The sequence below is a fragment of the Pseudoduganella sp. UC29_106 genome, assembly GCF_044055365.1.
Lineage (GTDB): Bacteria > Pseudomonadota > Gammaproteobacteria > Burkholderiales > Burkholderiaceae_D > Rugamonas.
Genome location: NZ_CP171977.1, coordinates 5,824,694 through 5,842,042 on the forward strand (window position 1 = coordinate 5,824,694; position 17,349 = coordinate 5,842,042).

Sequence of the window (17,349 nt, forward strand, 5' to 3'; positions counted from 1 at the left end):
GGTATGAAACGATTGGCGCCGCTGTTGATGTCACTACCTCCCCTGCTGGCGCTCGCGGCGCCAGCGGAGGAATTCACGCCGTTTGCCGTGACTTTCGAGAACGATGTTTTCGTCAACTCGGACGACAACTACACCGACGGCGTGCAGATCGCGTGGGCCCGGCGCAAACTGGCTGACGGCCCGCTGGAAAAGCGGCTGCTGGCGTCCATCTGCCGTCAGTTCGGATGCGACGCCAGGCAGGAAGCGACCATCACGCACAAGATCGGCCAATTGATGTACACGCCGACCGACATCTCCAATCCCGCGCCGCAGCCGGAAGACCATCCCTGGGCCGGCATGCTTTACTACCAGCGCAATTACGATCTGGCGGTCAGCGAGAAGGAAAGCATCACCATCAGCGGCCTGGCGGGCATCATCGGCCCGCATGCGCTGGCAAAGCAGGCGCAGAAATTCATCCACCGCCATATCACCAATTCGCCGGACCCGCAGGGGTGGCACAACCAGATCGGCAACGCCCTGGGCCTGATGGCGACGCTGGAGCAGCGCAAGAGCATCGGCTACCTGCTGGGCGACCCTGAGCGCTGGAGCCTGAACAGCGCCTGGTACTGGCGCGCCGCCGCCGGCAATGTGACCACGTCCGCCGCGATTGGCCTCTCGTTCCGCTACGGCTATCGTCAGCCGGCGCTGGTCCTGGGCGACAATTCCGGTATATCCACCAAGTCCGGCCCCATGATAGAAAACCGCGCCGCCCGCCCCGTCGCTCCTGGAAGCGCATGCCTTGGCCTGGCCTGGCTCGATTGCAGCCTCACCGCGAACATCGAGCTGCGCGCAGTCGCCTACAACGTCTTCCTGGACGGACGCTGGTGGCACGACGATCCGCATGTGGACAGCAAGGTGCTCGTTGCCGACACCTCGCTGGGCCTGCGGCTCGCCCTGCCCCGCCACAAGCTGGGACGCTTCGGCACGCCCTTCATCATGTTCCAGATCACGCAGCGCAGCTCCGAATACCGTTCCGCCAAGCCGCCCGGCGCGCAAGCCTGGGGCGCGATCACGGTCGGCGCGGATTTCCCCTAGAACTTGCCCGCTGGCCGCCTTCGGCAGTTTTTTGGGCGGTCCCGCACTTCACTGATGTGACGCAAAGTTTGTCGGATCGCACCGATGCATCAATTGCGCTAGACTGGCCGACGCGGCAACCATTTGGGAGCGCTGAATGCCGCAACCGGCGAGCTCATTAAGCAAGCGAGTAAAGGACGATCACTCCATGACTAAGCAAGATTTTGTTTCCCTGTGCATCGCGGGACTTGCCTCACCTGCAGAAATCGACGAGTACGTTGAACGATGGCATAAGGGTCAAGCGGGAGCGCAGCAGCAATTAGGCGACTATTTAGGGATGAATCTGGACGAGTACGCAGCCTGGGTCGCGGATCCGGAATATCTGTACGCGATTATCGCTGCACGTGCTCAGCCAGCCAAGTGAGGAACGAGGATCCTTCCCCCGGATTCAGCATGCGCCCGGCCCCACTCGAACGCTTGCTGCTGCCCGCCGGTGTCGACGGCGCCGTGATTCGGCTTCTGGCGGCCAAGGCTCTGCGCGCATTTGCTGACGGCTACATGGCCGTGCTATTACCCGCCTACCTGCTCGGCCTCGGCTTCGGCACGCTGGAAGTCGGCATCCTCAGCACGGCCACCCTGCTCGGATCGGCCCTGGCCACGCTGGCGGTAGGCGCCTGGGGCCACCAGCTCCAGCCGCGCCGCCTTCTGCCCGGCGCCGCCCTGCTGATGCTGGTCACCGGCCTGCTCTTCGCCTCGTTCTCGACCTTCTGGCCGCTGCTGCTGATTGCCTTTGCCGGCACGCTGAATCCCAGTTCCGGCGACGTCAGCGTGTTCCTGCCGCTGGAACACGCCCGGCTCGCCCAGTCCGGCCAGGGCGCGTCAAGAACCGCCCTGTTTGCCCGCTATTCGCTGCTGGGGGCCCTGTTCGCGGCGCTCGGCGCGCTGGCTTCCGCCGCCCCGCAATGGCTGGCCGCCGCCGGCATCGGGCAATTAACGGCATTCCGGTGCATGTTCATCCTGTATGGCCTGGTCGGCGCCGCCGTCTGGCTGCTCTATCGCCGCATGCCCGCACCGCGCGAGGAAACCAGCGCCGCCGCCCCGCAGCCCTTGCGCGAATCGAAAGCCATCGTGCTGCGCCTGGCCATGCTGTTTTGCGTCGATTCCTTCGCCGGCGGGCTGGCCATCAACGCCCTGATGGCGCTATGGTTCTTCCAGCGTTTCGGCCTTTCGCTGGCCGCCGCCGGCAGCTTTTTCTTCTGGACCGGGCTGTTGTCCGCCGCATCGCAGCTGATCGCGCCCAGGGTCGCCGAGCGCATTGGACTGGTCAACACGATGGTGTTCACGCACATCCCGGCCAGCATCTGCCTGATCGCCGCCGCCTTCGTGCCGGACGTCAAATGGGTATTTGCACTGCTCTTCCTCCGGGCACTGCTGTCGCAAATGGACGTCCCGGTGCGCAGCGCCTTCGTGATGGAAGTGGTCACGCCCGCCGAGCGGGCCGCCGCCGCCAGTTTCACTGCCGTTCCCCGCAGCCTGGCATCGGCCATCAGCCCGACGATAGGCGGCGCGCTGTTCGCCGCCGGCTGGCTGGCGGCGCCACTGGTCGCCTGCGGGCTGCTAAAGATCGCCTATGACCTGGCGCTATGGCGCGCCTTCCGGCAAACGCATGTGCCCTCTCGCGCATGCAAATGAGAAGTGTTATCATTCTCATTTTCTTTGTCCACAATTGTTGCCATGTCGAAACAACGTCTGCACGCCATTCCCGCCAAACGCTCGATCATTGCCGCCGCCGTCGCCCTGCTGGCGGCCAACGCGCTGCATGCGCAGGAGGTTGAAAGCGCGCAGCCGATCGAATCCGTCCGGATCACGGGCAACTGGCTGGGCTCCGGCCTGCAGAACAGTGTGAAGAATTTTGCGGGCGCGCGCACCGTGCTGCAGAAGGACGATATCGACAACACCGGCGCGTCGTCCATCGGCGACGTGCTGCGCCGCATCCCGGGCGTACAGGCGACCGATAATTCCGGCACCGCCGGCAGCGCGATCTCGCTGAATATCGGCGTGCGCGGCCTGACCGGGCGCTACTCCCCTCGCTCGACGATCCTGCTGGACGGCATCCCGCTGGCCGTGGCGCCATACGGCCAGCCGCAACTGTCCTTCGCGCCGGTCAGCCTGAATAACATCGAATCCGTCGACGTGGTGCGCGGCGGCGGCGCGGTGCGCTATGGTCCGCAGAACGTGGGCGGCATCATCAACTTCCGCAGCCGTTCGATTCCCGAAGCGCCGGGCTTTGTTGGCGACGCCAGCGTGCGCTACAACCACTTCGGTGAAGGCGGCCACAATACGCAGTACAGCGCCTTCCTCGGCACCCAGTTCGATAACGGTGCGGGCCTGGCGATTCTCTACTCCGGCATGGACGGCAGCGAGTGGCGCGAAGGCAGCGACGAGAAGGTGAACGACTTCGCGCTCAAGTACCGCTACAAGATCAGCCCTAGCAGTGAGTTCTACGGCAAGCTAACCTACTTCGATGTGAAGTCGCAAACGCCGGGCGGCCTGACCGTGGCGCAGTACAACGCCAATCCCTTCCAGAACACGCGTCCCACCGACTTCTGGAACGGCGACCGCAAGGGCGGCGATATCGGCTACCTGAACACGATCTCGGCCACCCAGGAATTCGAGATCAAGGCTTACTACAACGAGAGCTTCCGTCAGAGCTCCCTGATCAACGCGGCGAAAACGCAGATCACCGTCCAGCCGCGCAACTACCAGGTGCTGGGCATCGAACCGCGCTACACGCAGCGCTTTGCCGCCGCCGGCCTGACGCATGATGTGACCGTCGGCTACCGCTACCTGCGCGAACACGGTGATGACAACAACTTCACGCGCAATGTCGCCACCAGCGTGAACGGCGCCGTGACCACCTTCGACAATTCCACCGACGCGCACTCCGTCTATATCGACGACCGCATCGCCGTCGGTGCATGGCGCATCACGCCGGGCATCCGCTTCGAGCGCATCCGCTCCGACCGCGTGGACGCGACAGCCAAGTCGACCTTCAGCACGGACAACGACAAATACCTGCCGTCGCTGAACGTGGCTTACCTGGTGAATCCTGCGCTGACCGTGTTCGCCAACTACAGCACGTCCTTCGGCCCTGTGCAGAACGTGCAGCTGAATTCGCAGACCGCGGCCAATCCGCTGAAGCCGGAACTGGCGAAGACTTCCGAACTGGGCGCGCGCTGGAAGAATGGCGCGGTAAGCGCGGAGCTGACTTTCTTCCGCCTGAAGTTCGACAACCAGATCCTGCAGGTACCGGGCTCCGTGCCGCCGGTCTTCCAGAACATCGGCGCCACCAAGCATGACGGCGTCGAAACCGCCGTCGATTACACTTTCGACGAAGCGAGCGCGCTGGCGGGCCTGAACCTGTTCGCGAACTACAGCTACACCAAGGCGCTGCAGGAATCCGGCACGACCGCGGGCCTGGACGTGCCCTTCTACTCGCGCAACACCGACACCGTCGGCGCCCGCTACCGCATCGGCGCGTGGACCGTGAACCTGTCGTCCACCCACCAGAGCAAGCAGTATTCGGACGCGAGCAACACCGTGGCCGAAGCAGCCAACGGCGGTGTCGGCCAGATCCCCGGCTTCCGCCTGTGGAACGCTCAGCTGAACTGGAAAGTCGCCGGCCTGCGCGGCTATGAAGTCACGGTCGGTGTGAACAACCTCTCCGACAAGCGCTACTACACCCGCAACGTGGACGGCAACGCCGGCCGCATGGCCGGCGCCCCGCGCACCGCTTACGCGCAGCTGCATATTTCGTATTAAGCCGCAGGCAACGCGAACACGGCGGATCAATGATCCGCCCTACGCCGCACGACGGACCATCGGGTTTGGCCCCACAACGAACACGCCGGATCAATGATCGCCCCACGGCCCCCGCGGGGGCAGATAATCCGTCGTGAGGCGTAGGGCGGATCATTGATCCGCCGTGCATGCGCACCGATACCTTCAACGACACCCCACCACCCGCCCCCCCACCACAAACCCGCCAACCGCAATCCCATCCAACACCCAACTCGCCGCCGAATGGCCACTGAAAGCCGCCAGCAGCGCAGCTCCAGAAGCAACCGCCGCCGCGCAACCCAGCACGGCCAACGGCCCCAGCATCAGCACATCAACATTCTCAACGCCAGCGGCCACGCCAAGCGGCAGGTACAGCACAAATCCTGCCGCGGCGCCCAGTAAACGAGAGACACGAAAATATCCAGCCGCTGGCAGCTCTCCGGCATCAAGGCCAGCGCCACAGCGACCGCTGCCAGCATGGCCCCAAGTGCCACTGTCCTCAAGCAAAGTGTAGGCGTCATATTATTGATATAAATTTTAGATCAGTCTACACAAGAAAAAACCAACCGGCAACGACTTCGATCGACCGCTAAGTCTTGCCTGCAGCCTGCAGCATGCACTTCGAGAGCTTGTCGAAATGCAGCAGCGCTGCCTGGGTAAGTTCGATTTGTTTGCGGCGCGTGTCCTCGGTATCGGACAGCATGATCCAGCCCTTTTCGCGCATCGAAGTAAGCCGGTTGTGAAGAGTGGCCGGTGAACCCAGCTCCTTTTTGGCCATCATGTCGCGAACCGACAGGCGCTGATCCTCCTTGCCTGCCCGGGCGACGATAGCCAGGATGCGCTCCTCCAGCGGGTCAAGTGCCGGCAAGGCGGGCAAGCCGCGCAGCGCTTCCGCCAGTTGCAGGAAGCGCAGGTAGATGTCAGCAGGACGCTTGGGCGTGGTCATAATGCTGGAGCCGGTGTGAATACGTTATAAATTCTAACACGCACGCTTCGGCGCGGGCAGGAAGGACAGCGCCCACTTCGCGGTATAGACGACCAGAAGCGTACCGGCCAGGTCGCCGATGAACATCACTATCAGTCCGCTGGCCAGATGCTCGTCGCCGTGCACCGCGAACCAGAGATGATGCAGCAGCGGGCTCGCGGCGGAGCACCCGACGGCGCAAAGCAGCAGCCGCTGCGGCGTGAGATTGGTCAGCGACGAGCGCAGTCCCAGCCAGCGCTGCGCTACCAGGTATGCGAGATAGGGGCCGACGGCGCCGGCTAACGATCCCATGGCCCCGCGCACGATATCGCCGGGGAAGTAGTACCAGTAACACGCGAGCCAGCCGCTGATCAGCAAGCCGATCGCACCGGCGCCGCCAAACAGCAGCGTGCAAAGCAGGCGCGTCCCGGCAGGCAGATAGACCCAGCCGATCCCGGCCAGGAATTCGGTTTCTTTAAAAAACACTTCGTTCACGGCCATCATGGTGCCGTGTATCGCAATCGTGGCCAGCACGAGATACAGGTTCATGCGGCGCTCAGTCATGGAGCCATCCGCGAATCACTGCAGCCAGACGGTCCGGCTGCTCGAGCGGGATCATGTGACCTGAGTCTTCAATGACCTCCAGCCGCGCACCGGGGAGGCCTTGCGCGAGTTCGCGCGCTTCGTCCGGGCTGCGCATCTGGTCCTGTGCGGCGGCGATGATCAGGGTTGGGCACTGGATTTCCGCCAGCCGCGCGGCGTCACTGTCACGCACGACCATAGATTGCTCTACGAATGCTTCGCGGCCCAGGCGCGAACCCATTTCGCGCACCTGCGCGATCAGCGCTTCGTTCGCGGCGTTTGCCGGGTGAAGCGACTGGATGATTGCCGCGCGCCCCAGGCCGCGGAAGGGGCCGATCGGCTTGGCGCGCGCTGCGGTTTGGCGCTGGGCGATTTGCAGCGGTGTGTCGGCGCGGCTGGATGTCGCTACCAGCACCAGTTTGCGGACGCGCTCGGGCGCTTGCCGTACCATTTCCGAGCCACATAACCGCCCATCGAAAAGCCCAGCAAGTCAAAGCGGCCTTCCGGCGACGCCTGCAGCGCGGCCCGCGCCATTTCCTCGATCGTCTCGCCGCCGGCTAGCGCCACGTGCACCAGCTCCCGCGCAGCGCCGGTCGGCCCGGCCGCCAGCGCAGGCCGCAGCGCGTCCCACAGCGTGTCGTCCAGCATGTAGCCTGGCACCAGCATCAGCGGCACCGCTCGGCCAGGCGCGCGCCCTGTGTCCGCAGCGCCCCCAGCCGCAGCGCTCGCCGCATTCGCCGTCGCATGCTCCTCGCCGCTCGCCGCAGATGGCGCCAGCCACCGGGCGTCGGCCATCCCCTCCGGCATCAGCCGCGCAGTACCAGCCACTTCGCCCGGTGCTGGAGGCCGAGCGGCGCCGGCTTGCGCGGCTGGGCCGGGCGGGGTGGCGGGATCGGTCATGCGGGGCGCAGCATGGGCTGCAAGGTCTGCCAGACCTGCTCGCCGCTGATGCCGCGCATGCAGTTATGGTGGCCGAGGGGACATTCGCGCTGCCGGCAAGGCGAGCAATCGAGCCGCAGCGAAATCGACGCAGCCAGGTCGGAGAACGGCGGCGCATGATCCGGATCCGTCGGCCCATAGATCGCGATCACGGGACGGTTCAGGGAAGAAGCCACATGCAGCAGCCCCGAATCGTTGCTGACCACTGCATCGGCGCGCGCAATCAGCGCCACAGCCTGGCCCAAAGACGTCCTGCCCGCCAGATTCACGCAGGAAGGCGCCACGGCGCAAACGGACTCGCAAACGGCAGCGTCCTTCGGACCGCCCAGCAAAGCGACCTGCGCGCCAGGCACGCGGGCAAAGATCTCCTGCGCCAGGTCGCCAAAATGCGAGGCCGGCCAGCGCTTGGCGTTGCCGAACTCCGCGCCAGGCGCGAAGACCACCAGCGGACGGCCAACGTCCAGGCCAACCTTGGCGCAGGCGGCGGCAATCTGCGCGTCCGAAGCGACCAGGCGCGGACGGGGCACGCCGGCCGGCGCTGCAGCCGCAGGCGCCAGGGCCAAAGCCGCATAAAACGGCACCATCGGCCGCGGCGGCGCCGAATCGTGGTGCATCACATTGATCAAGCCATAACGGCTCTCGCCCTTGTAGCCGACGCGGCGCGGAATCCCCGCCAGCCAGGGAATCAGCGCATATTTTAAGCGTGTTGGGCAGCACATAGGCAGCAAAGTAGCCGCGCGCCCGCAGCACCCGGGCATAGCGCCAGCGCTCGCGCAATTGCAGCGCGCCGTGCCGGAACGGCGTTTCGAGCACCTCGTCCACCTCCGCCATCTGGCGCCACACGGGCGACACGGCCGGCGGCGCCAGCACGTCGATCGGCGCCGACGGATACTGCGCGCGCAACAGCTGCAGCAAAGGCTGCGCCATCACGGCATCGCCGATCCAATTGGGAGAAATGACAAGAATGCGTTGCACGGTGCTCCTTATAGCGCGGCCCGGCCCGGGCGGGTTGCCGAATTATATACGCCCGCGGACCCCGCGCCAGGGCTCCTGGCAGCGCTGCTATAATGGGCAATTTTCAGCATGCGTCTTCACGCCGCCACTGCGCCCCCGATGGATATGACCAGCACCACGCCGCTCCCGAAAACCAGCGGCGGCCTGATTGCCTCCCTGTTGATCTTCGCCCTGCCCGCGCTGGCCCTGTCCACGCGCTACGGCCTCGGTGCGTGTATGGGACTGATGCTCGTGCTGTTCTTCTGCTTCGCCAAACGCGGCACGCTGCAGCCCTATAAAAATTACTGGCCCGTCGTCGGCCCCGTGGTGGCAGCCTTCGTCGGCTATTTCGTGGTCTCGCTGGCGCGCATGGTCATCAACCACCAGGGCCTGTACACCCTGGACGGTCCTTCGCGCATGATGCTGGGCCTGAGCGCCATCGGCGCCGTCTACTTCCTGCGCCCCAAGGCGCGCTGGTTCTGGCTGGGACTATGCGTGGGCACCGCGATCGCCGCCGGCATCGCCATCTACCAGACCTCCGTCGAAAACCTCGACCGCGCCGTTGGCATGACGCACCACGCCATCACCTTCGGCGACCTGGCCATGGCCATGGGCCTGATGGCGCTGTGCGGCCTGTCCGAATTCCGCCGCAGTCGCCTCTCCTTCCTGCCCGTGCTGGCCTTCCTGTGCGGGATCATCGCCTCCATCCTGTCCGCCTCGCGCGGCGGCTGGCTCGCCCTGCTGCTGGTGCTGGCGCCGCTGGTGCGCTTCGGCTATGGCATCTACGGCAAGCGCCTGCTGGTCGCCTGTGGCGTGGCTGTGGCGCTGTTTGCCATCGCCCTGGCCGTGCCGCATACCGGCGTTGCCCACCGCATCGCCATCGCGGCCGACGAGGTGCAGCGCTACTACACGCTGAACGACGCCACCACCTCAGTGGGCATCCGCCTCGAACTGTGGAAAGCGGCGTGGATGATGTTCAGCGAGCACCCCTTCTTCGGTGTAGGCCGCGACGAATTCGACGTGGTGCTGCACGCCCTGGCCGACGCCGGCCGCCTGCAGAAGTCGCCCGCCCTCGACTACAGCAGCGCCCACAACGATATGCTGCATACCCTGGCCACCGGCGGTCTGGTCGACTTCACCCTGCTGATCGCCATGTACGCCGCGCCGCTGATCATGTTCGCCCGCCTGCTGCGCGCACCGGAAAAGGGCCAGCGCCCGCTGGCACTGGCCGGCCTGATCGTGGTTTTGAGCTTCATCGGCTTCGGCCTGACGGACGTGATGTTCTGGCTGATGGCGCCGAAGATCTTCTACATCACGATGATCGGCGCCCTCGCCGCGCTCTGCCTGCGCGCCCAGGAAGCCGAGCCGCCGCTGCGCCGCGTGCTCGTCACCCGCACCGACAATATCGGCGACGTGGTGCTCACCCTGCCCATGGTCGGCTACCTGAAGCAGCAGCACCCGCAGGCCGAAATCAGCTTCCTGTGCCGCTCCTACGCCGCCGCCATCGTCGCCCAATGCAAGCACGTGGACAAGGTGCTCACCGTCGAATCCATCGGCGATGTGAAAGCGCATATGCGCGCAGCGGGCTACGACACCGTCATCTTCGGCTTCGCCCAGCGCAAGCTGGCCAATGCCGCCTGGCGCGCCGACGTGCTGCGCCGCGTGGGCAGCAGCCACCGCTTCTACCACTGGTTCACCTGCAACCTGCTGGCCCACTTCAGCCGCGTGAAGTCCGACCTGCACGAAGCCCAGCTGAATTTCAAGCTGCTCAAGCCCCTCGGCATGAACTTCGCGCCCACGCTGGAACAGTGCTGGCGCCTGTACGGCATGAGCGTGCCGCGCCACCCGCAGGCCGACGCGCTGCTGGCGAAGGACAAATTCAACCTGATCCTGCACCCGAAATCGAACGGCAACGGCCGCGAATGGCCACTGCAGCACTACACGCAACTGGCCGCGCTGCTGCGCACCGTGCCGGACGTGCAAATCCTCGTCACCGGCAGCCCGGCCGAAGGCAAGTTCCTGCAGGAGCATGCACCAGAACTGCTGGCATTGCGGAACGTGAAGAATGTTTGCGGCCAGCTCGACCTGCAAGGCTTCACCGCCCTGATCGGCGGCTGCGACGGGCTGATTGCCAGCGGCACCGGTCCGCTGCATATGGCGGCCGCCCTGGGCCGCCCGACGGCGGGTCTGTTCCCGCCCGTGAAGCCGATCGATCCGGCACGCTGGGGCGCGCTCGGCGAACGCGCCATGAGCCTGGTGCAGCCCAAGCCCTGCGAAGGCTGCAACGACGCGAAAAGCTGCAACTGCATGAATGCGCTGCAGCCGCAATGGCTATTTGAAGTGGTGCTGCAATGGCGCCGCGAGAAGCTCAGCGTGCCATTGCGATCCGCACCAGGTCAGCCACATTATCAACCCCAAGTTTAGACATCAGGCGCGCCTTGTGGACTTCCACGGTGCGCACGCTGATGCCCAGTTGCGGCGCAATCTCCCGGTTGTGCCGCCCCATCACCACCAGCTCCATCACTTCGCGCTCGCGCGGCGTCAGCTCGTCGAGCAACTGGCGCGACTGCGACTGGCGGTCCAGCGCCTGGCGTGAGCTGCGCTCCATCGAGAACGCTTCCTCGATCGCCGCGATCAGCTTCGCATCGTCGAAGGGCTTTTCCAGGAAGTCGACGGCGCGCGCCTTGAACGCTTCGCGCGCCAGGCTCACGTCGCCGTGGCCGGTCACGATGATCACGGGCAGCGGGCAGCCCATCTCATTCAGTTTGCGCTGCAGCGCCAGCCCGTCCATGCCGGACATGCGGATATCCGCAATCAGGCAGCCCGCCCAATCGGGCTGGTAAGCCTTGAGAAAAGCTTCAGCGCTCGCAAAGACGGCGGTACGGTAGCCGCGCACGCCCAGCAGCAATCCCAGCGCATCGCGCACCGAGGGGTCATCGTCGACCAGGAAGACGGTCAGGTTATTTGCCAATTTGATCTCCAGTTTCCAGCGCCGGCAGTATAAATCGGAATATGCCGTGATCGCCAACTTCCGCCCACAAACTTCCGCCGTGCGCCTCCACGATCGCGCGGCTTAATACCAGTCCCAGGCCCATGCCGCTGGCCTTGGACGACACGAAAGGCTCGAACAGGCGCCCCGCCACTTCTTCCGACACGCCCTTGCCGCTGTCCTCCACCGTCAGGCGCAGCTTGCCGCCCACGGCCTCGGCGTGGAGCTTGATGCGGCGCGCGCCGGCCGGCTGGGCGCGCACCGCGTCCAGCGCATTGGCCAGCAGGTTGCGCAGCACCAGCTCCATCTGCAGGCGGTCCACCTGCACGGCCACAGGCGGCGCCTCGGCCAGTTCCAGCACCACGCCATGTTCGTGGAAAGGCACGCGGAACTGCTGCACGATTCCCCCCAGCAGCATCGCCACGCTGACCGATTCCAGGTGCATGGCGCCGGTGCGGAAGAAATCGCGCAGGCGCCGCACCACTTCGGCCGCGCGCGCCGATTCGGCGATCATCTGGCCGATGGCGTGCTTCAGCATGTCCCCCGTCTCGCCCCGCTCCAGCAGGTGCTCGCAGGCCTTGCCGTAGGCGCCCAGCGCGGTCATCGGCTGGTTCAGTTCATGCGCCAGCGCGGCCGCCATCTCGCCTGCCGCGGCCAGGCGCAGCGTCTGTTTCAGTTCATCTTCCGTCTTGCGCCGTTCGTCGACCACGATGCCGATGAAGAAGGCGACCAGCGCCAGCACGGCGTCCAGCATTTGCAACTCGTAGACGGAAATATCCGGCCCGCGGTTGCCCTTGACCATGGTGACCACGGCCAGCTGCACCACGAACACGATCAGCGCCGCGCCGTACACGCCCTGGCGGGCGGCCGCCCAGATCACGGGCAGGAAGAGGAAGTAGAAGTGCTTGAACTGAGACGTGAGGATGTAGCCGAACACCGCCCACAGCACGAAGATCGCCAGGGCCAGGTAGCCCAGGGTCTCCAGCCGCCACACGGCCGCGCGCAGGCGCTCGCGCGGGCCGGTGCTGGCCAGCATCCACAGCAGGGGCATGGTGACGACCACGCCCACCATGTCGCCAACAGCAAAGCGCCAGGCCGCCATTGTCCATTCATGTGCCGGAATCAGCCCCGCGCCCTTCAGCAGGCCGGTGTAGATGGCGCCATTCACCAGGGAACCGCCGGCGATCGTAGCCAGCCAGCGGAACAGGTTCTCGCGGCTGCCGAACAGCTCCGTGCTGCCGAACTGGCGCCGCAGCGCCTCGCCGATCAGGCCATAGCCAACCATCAGCCACGCCGCCGTCAGCAGCGTTCCCACCACGCCGGCAGGCATGCCGCGCACCAGCACTTCGCCCGCCACCAGCGCAACGAACCAGGGCAGTGCCGCACGCTTGCCGTAGCGCATCCAGAACAGCAGGCCCAGGGCCGGGTCGGGATTCCAGGGCGTAATGTTGAGGCCGAACAGCGGCTCGACGTAGCTGAGCCAGTCGAACAGCAGGTAAAGGACGACATAAGCCGATGCGGGGACCAAAAACGAAAAACGCATAAGGAAAAAAGCGCAACTAAGGGTTTTACGTATCGTATTGTGACAATTAACAATCTACGCTCAGGCAATGAGAGTTTCCTGTAAGCACTCACTAAGGGGAAACCCTACGCCAATTCACGAATTGCTAGCCGAATTTCCCATCGATACTATCCCCACGATTGTAACGTATTGTTTCCATAACCTAGTTGTTGGAAACAAAAGAGGAGACACAGCAACATGCAGGCTATCACCCTCCGCTCCGGCCTGGAACGGAAATCTCACCTGTCGCGAACTTTCGCGGCGTTCAAACTGCAGTTGCGTGCCCTCGCCTATCCCCAGGTGACCAACACCTGGCTGGACCTGCTCAATTCCCACAGCCTGCTGCGCGATATGGCCACGGCCCAGCCGCGCCTGATCCACAAGGTCTACCGTCCCTGGCTGAGCCAGCGCATGTGCCGCCGCCAGCGGCTGGACGCACTGATTGCCCATTACCGCTTCGTGCTGCAATGCGGCTGGGGCGAAATGGTGGCCGAAGCGGCGCGCCGTCCGATGGAACTGGCCGGCTTCGAAGGCAAGTCCGGCGCCCGCTACAGCATCGAGCTGTGCGCCGTGGTGCCGATGGAGCGCGAGGGAGAGCTGGTACTGCAGCTGCGCTGCGGCGAGGCCCTGGTCTACTCGGTGGCCTTTTCCTTCCTGCCGGAGGGACGCAAGGTGCAAGTCGGCATCGGTTGCATCCAGGGACCGCAGCACGGCGCGGGACTGGAACTGGCCCGCACCGCCACGCGCGACCTGCACGGCCTGCGTCCCAAGAACCTGCTGGTGCGCCTGGTGCGCCAGATCGGGCACGCCAGCGGCTGCCCGCAGCTGGTGCTGGTCGGCAACGACAACCGCACGGTGGCCAGGAAATCCCTGCGTCAGGGCAAAGTAAAAGCGGATTACGACAGTTTGTGGCTTGAAATGGGCGCCCGTCGTCGCCACGATGGAGATTACGAGCTGGACTGCGAACCGCTGCAGCCGCCCTGCATGGATGAGGTACCGTCCAAGAAGCGTTCCGAGGTGCGCAAGCGCCACGAGCTGATGGAATCGGTCAACACCGCCGTGCTGGCGCAGCTGGCGCCAAAGCCGGGCCTCAATGCCCCGCTGCCGCGTGAGCGGAGTAGAATCGAGCTTGTTGCGGCGGCGTGTGCGGTAGCGAACTGATGACCTAGTCCGGTACCGCCAGGCTGGCGACTTTGAGCGAATCACACTTTGTGGAGGAAGCGAAATGCGCCTGGATATCTACCGACGACCCGAACACGACGGCATCTTCTCCTACCTTGCCGTCCCCGAAGGCAAGCCTATCCCCCAGGAAGCCATCAGTACCGACTGGATTCCCGCCGCCAAGGCAGTGGAAGTGGATGACGACACGCAGACACTGCCTGATTTCCATATCGAAGGCCTGAGGCAACAGATGGGCGCCAAGGGCTATGCCATTACCGGATTAAAGGATATGTAGTTTTGCGCCGCGGGCGCGCATGCACGGCGGATCAATGATCCGCCCTACGCGTCCCCGATGAAGCACAAATCGCCCATGCGTCCCCGATGACGCATCGACGATTTGCCCGCGCGTCCCGGCGGCGCATCACGGCGGATCGATGATTCGCCCACGGCGGCTCGCTCGGCGACGGGCGACCTGCCGCGCGGCGTAGGGCGGGTCATTGACCCGCCGTCAGCGCCGCCTTTGGCCAGGCACTTGCCGCGGTCATACTCAACCCGCGTGCCTGCCGCACCATCCTGTCGACATCCGTAAAGAGCGCCGGCTGGCTCGCCGCGCAGGCGCTGCGCTCCTGCGCAATGCGCGCGCGATTGCGCTCCACCGTGGCCGTGGTCAGCTCCATCCCGAAATCCTGCGGCGCGGAGCCGAGCATCCTGCCCACCAGCACCTCGCCCAGCGTTGCCTTGAAATGCCCCGCCTCCCAATACCAGCGCGTATGCTGCGTGCTGCCTGCGCCTGGAATCGCCTCGCAATTGAATTCGCCATAGCCGCTGAAATCGTGCAGCGTGATGCGCGCCTGCGGATGCCGCGCGCGTGCCGCCGCCACTTCCTCCACCAGCACGCCCTTCCAGGTCTCGAAGCGGTTCCACAAGCCCGACTGCTCGATGATCGCCATCATCTGCGCGTGATACGGATAGATCATCAGGTGCACGTCCACAGCCGGATTGGCCTGCGCCGCCGTATCCAGCAGGGACGCGAGCTCCTGATGTACGGTAGCGGCATCGAGCTCACCGCCCGCCCTGCGCAAGGCGCCGCGCACGTTCTCGCTCGCGCGCTGCTGGAAAATCTTGTAGTAGCCATCCACGCGCACGAAGCGTTCGTACTGGCGCAAGGGCGTGAAGCCGCGCAGGGTCTGGCTCTCCGCTTCCGGATCGCGCTGGATCATCAGCGTGAGCATGGCATCCTTCAGCGAGGACAGCGAAAACAGCGCATCGAAGCGCCAAATCCCCGCCCATTGCGCGGGACGCTTCACCGGCGCGGCCGCCTGCGCAGCGCCCGGCGCCGACATCGCGTCCATGAACTCAAGCCCGGCGATGATGCGCTGCGGCTTCTTGCCAGACGCGACCAGCGCCTGCAGCTGGCCGACGGCGGTATCGGTGCCGGTGCCCGCCAGTCCGAGATTGAAAGCCTGGCCGCCAAGCGCAGGGTTCATCGGATCAAAGCCGACCTCCACCCGTGAATTCCCCAGCAGCAGCGTCGATGCTTCCATCCGCTGCGCGTTAGCGAGCTTGATCTCGTTGCGGTAGCGCGTGGTCATCGGCTTCACGGCGTTCACGCCATCCTTCAGCACCAGCCCGTACAAGCCGTACGGATCGACCAGCAGCACCGTGCCCACCGCAATCGCGCAGCCCACGATCAGCGTCATGACCATCCAGAGCAGGAAGCGTTGATAAGCCATGATCTAGAACTGGAAATAAAGGAAATCGCTGGGACGGTTCAGGGACAGCACACCCAGCACCGCCAGCACACCCATCGCCACCGCCCAGCGCGGCGACGGCCGCCACACAAGGCGGCTACGTTCAGGCGCCGCGCCACGTTCGGGGTGCGCATCCAGCGCAGGATCATGCCCGCGCAGGATCTCCTGCGTATTCGGCATCCGGAAAGCGATGAAGCCGGCAAAGATCACCCACGCCCAGGTCTCAATGAAGCGCGTGGCGCCACCCAGCGTCCACTGCACGCCCAACGCTTCAACAGCCTGCTTCAGGCCGCCGATGCGCGCGCCGATAGCGTCAGGCAGCGTGACGCCATGCAGGCCCGCCATGCCCCCTGCAATCGTCAGCGCGCCGGAGAAATCGGCAGCGCGGAAGAATACCCCAGGCAAAGCACACGGCGGCGAAAGTCAGCGTGCCAGCACACCAGCGCCACCAGCGGCTTTCCGTCGGCCAGCCGATGCGCGCAGCCAGCGCCTGCCAGCCATGATTGATCACCAGGTAAGCGCCATGCAGCGCGCCCCACGCCACGAAGGTCCAGCCGGCGCCGTGCCACAAGCCGCCCAGCACCATCGTGACCATCAGGTTCAGGTGACGGCGCACCGGCCCCTTGCGGTTGCCGCCCAGGGCAAAGTAGAGGTAATCGCGCAGGAAGCGCGACAAGGTCATATGCCAGCGCCGCCAGAAATCGATGATGCTGGTGGCCTTGTAGGGTGAGTCGAAGTTCAGCGGCAGACGCACGCCGAACAGGCGGGACAGGCCGATCGCCATGTCCGAATAACCGGAAAAATCGAAGTACAGCTGGAAGGCATAGGCCAGCACGCCGCCCCAGGCCACCAGCAGCGTGGCCTGCTCCGGCTGCGCGAACAGCTCGTTCGCATACGGCGCCAGGTTATCCGCCAGCAGCACCTTCTTCGCCAGCCCGATTGCAAAGATCGACGCGCCTACCGCGAAATTGGACGCGCGGGGGATGCCATTACTGGCGTCCGCAAACTGCGGCATCATTTCCTTGTGATGCAGCACGGGACCTGCGATCAGGTGCGGGAAATACGTGACGAACAACAGATAGTGCAGAAAGCGGCTTTCGTTCACGTGGCCGCGCGCCGTATCGACGAGGAAGGCGATCTGCGTAAAAGTGAAGAAAGAGATGCCGATCGGCAAAATCGGCGGCGTATCGGTGATGCGCAAAAAACCTGCATACTTGTAGTAAGCAAGCAACACCAGGTTGGCCGCGACGGCCACCGAAAGCCAGCGGAAGCGCGCTTCGCCCTGGGCCACGCGAATGCGCAATGCGCAGCCGTAGTTCAGCGTGACGGAGGCCAGCAGCAGCGGCACATAACGCACATCCCACCATCCGTAGAAGAAGATGGACGCCAGCGCCAGCCAGCCGATAGCCAGGTCCGGCGCACGGCGGGCGGCAGCGAAGTAGACGATCAAGGTGATCGGCAAAAACGCCAGCAAAAAGCTGAAGGAGTTGAACAGCATGGACGCCTCATCAGGAGC

17 protein-coding genes and 1 pseudogene are annotated in these 17,349 nt (G+C 64.8%); 7 read left to right on the forward strand and 11 right to left on the reverse strand.

The window, feature by feature from the left end:
- The first annotated feature begins 3 nt into the window (after positions 1–3).
- The 4 genes from ACHMW6_RS29055 (at position 4) to ACHMW6_RS29070 (ending at position 4,875) form a co-directional block, all read left to right on the forward strand.
- Positions 4–1,074, forward strand: coding sequence for a lipid A deacylase LpxR family protein (locus ACHMW6_RS29055; protein ID WP_395402196.1), 1,071 nt, complete (start codon positions 4–6; stop codon positions 1,072–1,074).
- Positions 1,075–1,261: 187 nt separating this feature from the next.
- A complete protein-coding gene (locus tag ACHMW6_RS29060) occupies positions 1,262–1,477 on the forward strand; it encodes a hypothetical protein (protein ID WP_395402198.1) in 216 nt (71 codons plus the stop codon).
- 29 nt (positions 1,478–1,506) lie between these two features.
- On the forward strand, positions 1,507–2,745 hold the full coding sequence (locus ACHMW6_RS29065) for an MFS transporter (protein WP_395402200.1): 1,239 nt from the start codon (positions 1,507–1,509) through the stop codon (positions 2,743–2,745).
- Positions 2,746–2,787: 42 nt separating this feature from the next.
- Positions 2,788–4,875 carry a TonB-dependent receptor family protein gene (locus ACHMW6_RS29070; RefSeq protein WP_395402202.1) on the forward strand — a complete coding sequence of 696 codons (2,088 nt, stop codon included), beginning with the start codon at positions 2,788–2,790 and terminating at the stop codon, positions 4,873–4,875.
- A gap of 607 nt (positions 4,876–5,482) precedes the next feature.
- Here ACHMW6_RS29070 and ACHMW6_RS29075 read toward each other — a convergent pair.
- The 5 genes and pseudogenes from ACHMW6_RS29075 to waaF all read right to left on the reverse strand — a co-directional run bounded on the left by ACHMW6_RS29075 (position 5,483) and on the right by waaF (position 8,353).
- Entirely contained in the window at positions 5,483–5,839 is a 357-nt protein-coding gene (locus tag ACHMW6_RS29075) for a winged helix-turn-helix domain-containing protein (RefSeq protein WP_395402204.1), read from the reverse strand.
- A gap of 33 nt (positions 5,840–5,872) precedes the next feature.
- Positions 5,873–6,421 carry a hypothetical protein gene (locus ACHMW6_RS29080; protein ID WP_395402206.1) on the reverse strand — a complete coding sequence of 183 codons (549 nt, stop codon included), beginning with the start codon at positions 6,419–6,421 and terminating at the stop codon, positions 5,873–5,875.
- Positions 6,414–6,854, reverse strand: a complete 441-nt coding sequence (locus ACHMW6_RS29085; protein WP_395402208.1) for an alpha/beta fold hydrolase — start codon at positions 6,852–6,854, stop codon at positions 6,414–6,416. The genes ACHMW6_RS29080 and ACHMW6_RS29085 overlap by 8 nt, the downstream gene beginning before the upstream one ends.
- Positions 6,845–7,339: an esterase/lipase family protein gene (locus ACHMW6_RS29090; RefSeq protein ID WP_395402210.1), complete on the reverse strand. Its 495-nt coding sequence runs from the start codon at positions 7,337–7,339 to the stop codon at positions 6,845–6,847. Before ACHMW6_RS29090 ends, ACHMW6_RS29085 begins: the two co-directional genes overlap by 10 nt.
- Positions 7,336–8,353: pseudogene (gene waaF / locus ACHMW6_RS29095) on the reverse strand (lipopolysaccharide heptosyltransferase II). Before waaF ends, ACHMW6_RS29090 begins: the two are co-directional and overlap by 4 nt.
- Before the next feature lie 138 nt (positions 8,354–8,491).
- Between waaF and ACHMW6_RS29100 the strand changes: the two are divergent.
- The gene (locus ACHMW6_RS29100) at positions 8,492–10,795 is read left to right on the forward strand and encodes an O-antigen ligase family protein (RefSeq protein ID WP_395402212.1); all 2,304 of its coding nucleotides are present in this window, start codon (positions 8,492–8,494) and stop codon (positions 10,793–10,795) included.
- Here the strand turns inward: ACHMW6_RS29100 and ACHMW6_RS29105 are convergent.
- Positions 10,740–11,342, reverse strand: coding sequence for a response regulator transcription factor (locus ACHMW6_RS29105; protein ID WP_395402214.1), 603 nt, complete (start codon positions 11,340–11,342; stop codon positions 10,740–10,742). The genes ACHMW6_RS29100 and ACHMW6_RS29105 overlap by 56 nt on opposite strands.
- A complete protein-coding gene (locus tag ACHMW6_RS29110; protein WP_395402216.1) occupies positions 11,332–12,888 on the reverse strand; it encodes an ATP-binding protein in 1,557 nt (518 codons plus the stop codon). Before ACHMW6_RS29110 ends, ACHMW6_RS29105 begins: the two co-directional genes overlap by 11 nt.
- 231 nt (positions 12,889–13,119) lie before the next feature.
- Between ACHMW6_RS29110 and ACHMW6_RS29115 the strand changes: the two genes are divergently transcribed.
- Both ACHMW6_RS29115 and ACHMW6_RS29120 read left to right on the forward strand, forming a co-directional pair.
- Positions 13,120–14,082, forward strand: coding sequence for a VirK/YbjX family protein (locus tag ACHMW6_RS29115; RefSeq protein WP_395402218.1), 963 nt, complete (start codon positions 13,120–13,122; stop codon positions 14,080–14,082).
- Between the two features lie 64 nt (positions 14,083–14,146).
- Positions 14,147–14,377: a DUF6139 family protein gene (locus ACHMW6_RS29120; protein ID WP_395402220.1), complete on the forward strand. Its 231-nt coding sequence runs from the start codon at positions 14,147–14,149 to the stop codon at positions 14,375–14,377.
- A gap of 44 nt (positions 14,378–14,421) precedes the next feature.
- On the opposite strand, the gene ACHMW6_RS29125 is transcribed toward ACHMW6_RS29120, so the two are convergent.
- Genes ACHMW6_RS29125 through ACHMW6_RS29140 form a run of 4 tightly spaced genes read right to left on the reverse strand, consistent with a single transcriptional unit; the run spans position 14,422 to position 17,331 of the window.
- Positions 14,422–14,580, reverse strand: coding sequence for a hypothetical protein (locus ACHMW6_RS29125; protein WP_395402222.1), 159 nt, complete (start codon positions 14,578–14,580; stop codon positions 14,422–14,424).
- Positions 14,577–15,815 (reverse strand): hypothetical protein, encoded by a 1,239-nt coding sequence (locus tag ACHMW6_RS29130; protein ID WP_395402224.1) that lies wholly within the window; start codon positions 15,813–15,815, stop codon positions 14,577–14,579. Before ACHMW6_RS29130 ends, ACHMW6_RS29125 begins: the two co-directional genes overlap by 4 nt.
- Positions 15,816–15,818: 3 nt before the next feature.
- On the reverse strand, positions 15,819–16,178 hold the full coding sequence (locus ACHMW6_RS29135) for a hypothetical protein (RefSeq protein ID WP_395402226.1): 360 nt from the start codon (positions 16,176–16,178) through the stop codon (positions 15,819–15,821).
- Positions 16,147–17,331 carry an MBOAT family O-acyltransferase gene (locus ACHMW6_RS29140; RefSeq protein ID WP_395402228.1) on the reverse strand — a complete coding sequence of 395 codons (1,185 nt, stop codon included), beginning with the start codon at positions 17,329–17,331 and terminating at the stop codon, positions 16,147–16,149. Before ACHMW6_RS29140 ends, ACHMW6_RS29135 begins: the two co-directional genes overlap by 32 nt.
- Between the last annotated feature and the right edge of the window lie 18 nt (positions 17,332–17,349).

Coding starts and splice junctions, on each gene's coding strand:
- ACHMW6_RS29055 (WP_395402196.1), top strand. CDS start 4: ATGAAACGATTGGCGCCGCTGTTGATGTCACTACCTCCCCTGCTGGCG.
- ACHMW6_RS29060 (WP_395402198.1), top strand. CDS start 1,262: ATGACTAAGCAAGATTTTGTTTCCCTGTGCATCGCGGGACTTGCCTCA.
- ACHMW6_RS29065 (WP_395402200.1), top strand. CDS start 1,507: ATGCGCCCGGCCCCACTCGAACGCTTGCTGCTGCCCGCCGGTGTCGAC.
- ACHMW6_RS29070 (WP_395402202.1), top strand. CDS start 2,788: ATGTCGAAACAACGTCTGCACGCCATTCCCGCCAAACGCTCGATCATT.
- ACHMW6_RS29075 (WP_395402204.1), bottom strand. CDS start 5,839: ATGACCACGCCCAAGCGTCCTGCTGACATCTACCTGCGCTTCCTGCAA.
- ACHMW6_RS29080 (WP_395402206.1), bottom strand. CDS start 6,421: ATGACTGAGCGCCGCATGAACCTGTATCTCGTGCTGGCCACGATTGCG.
- ACHMW6_RS29090 (WP_395402210.1), bottom strand. CDS start 7,339: ATGACCGATCCCGCCACCCCGCCCGGCCCAGCCGCGCAAGCCGGCGCC.
- ACHMW6_RS29100 (WP_395402212.1), top strand. CDS start 8,492: ATGGATATGACCAGCACCACGCCGCTCCCGAAAACCAGCGGCGGCCTG.
- ACHMW6_RS29115 (WP_395402218.1), top strand. CDS start 13,120: ATGCAGGCTATCACCCTCCGCTCCGGCCTGGAACGGAAATCTCACCTG.
- ACHMW6_RS29120 (WP_395402220.1), top strand. CDS start 14,147: ATGCGCCTGGATATCTACCGACGACCCGAACACGACGGCATCTTCTCC.
- ACHMW6_RS29125 (WP_395402222.1), bottom strand. CDS start 14,580: ATGACCCGCCCTACGCCGCGCGGCAGGTCGCCCGTCGCCGAGCGAGCC.
- ACHMW6_RS29130 (WP_395402224.1), bottom strand. CDS start 15,815: ATGGCTTATCAACGCTTCCTGCTCTGGATGGTCATGACGCTGATCGTG.
- ACHMW6_RS29135 (WP_395402226.1), bottom strand. CDS start 16,178: ATGGCGGGCCTGCATGGCGTCACGCTGCCTGACGCTATCGGCGCGCGC.
- ACHMW6_RS29140 (WP_395402228.1), bottom strand. CDS start 17,331: ATGCTGTTCAACTCCTTCAGCTTTTTGCTGGCGTTTTTGCCGATCACC.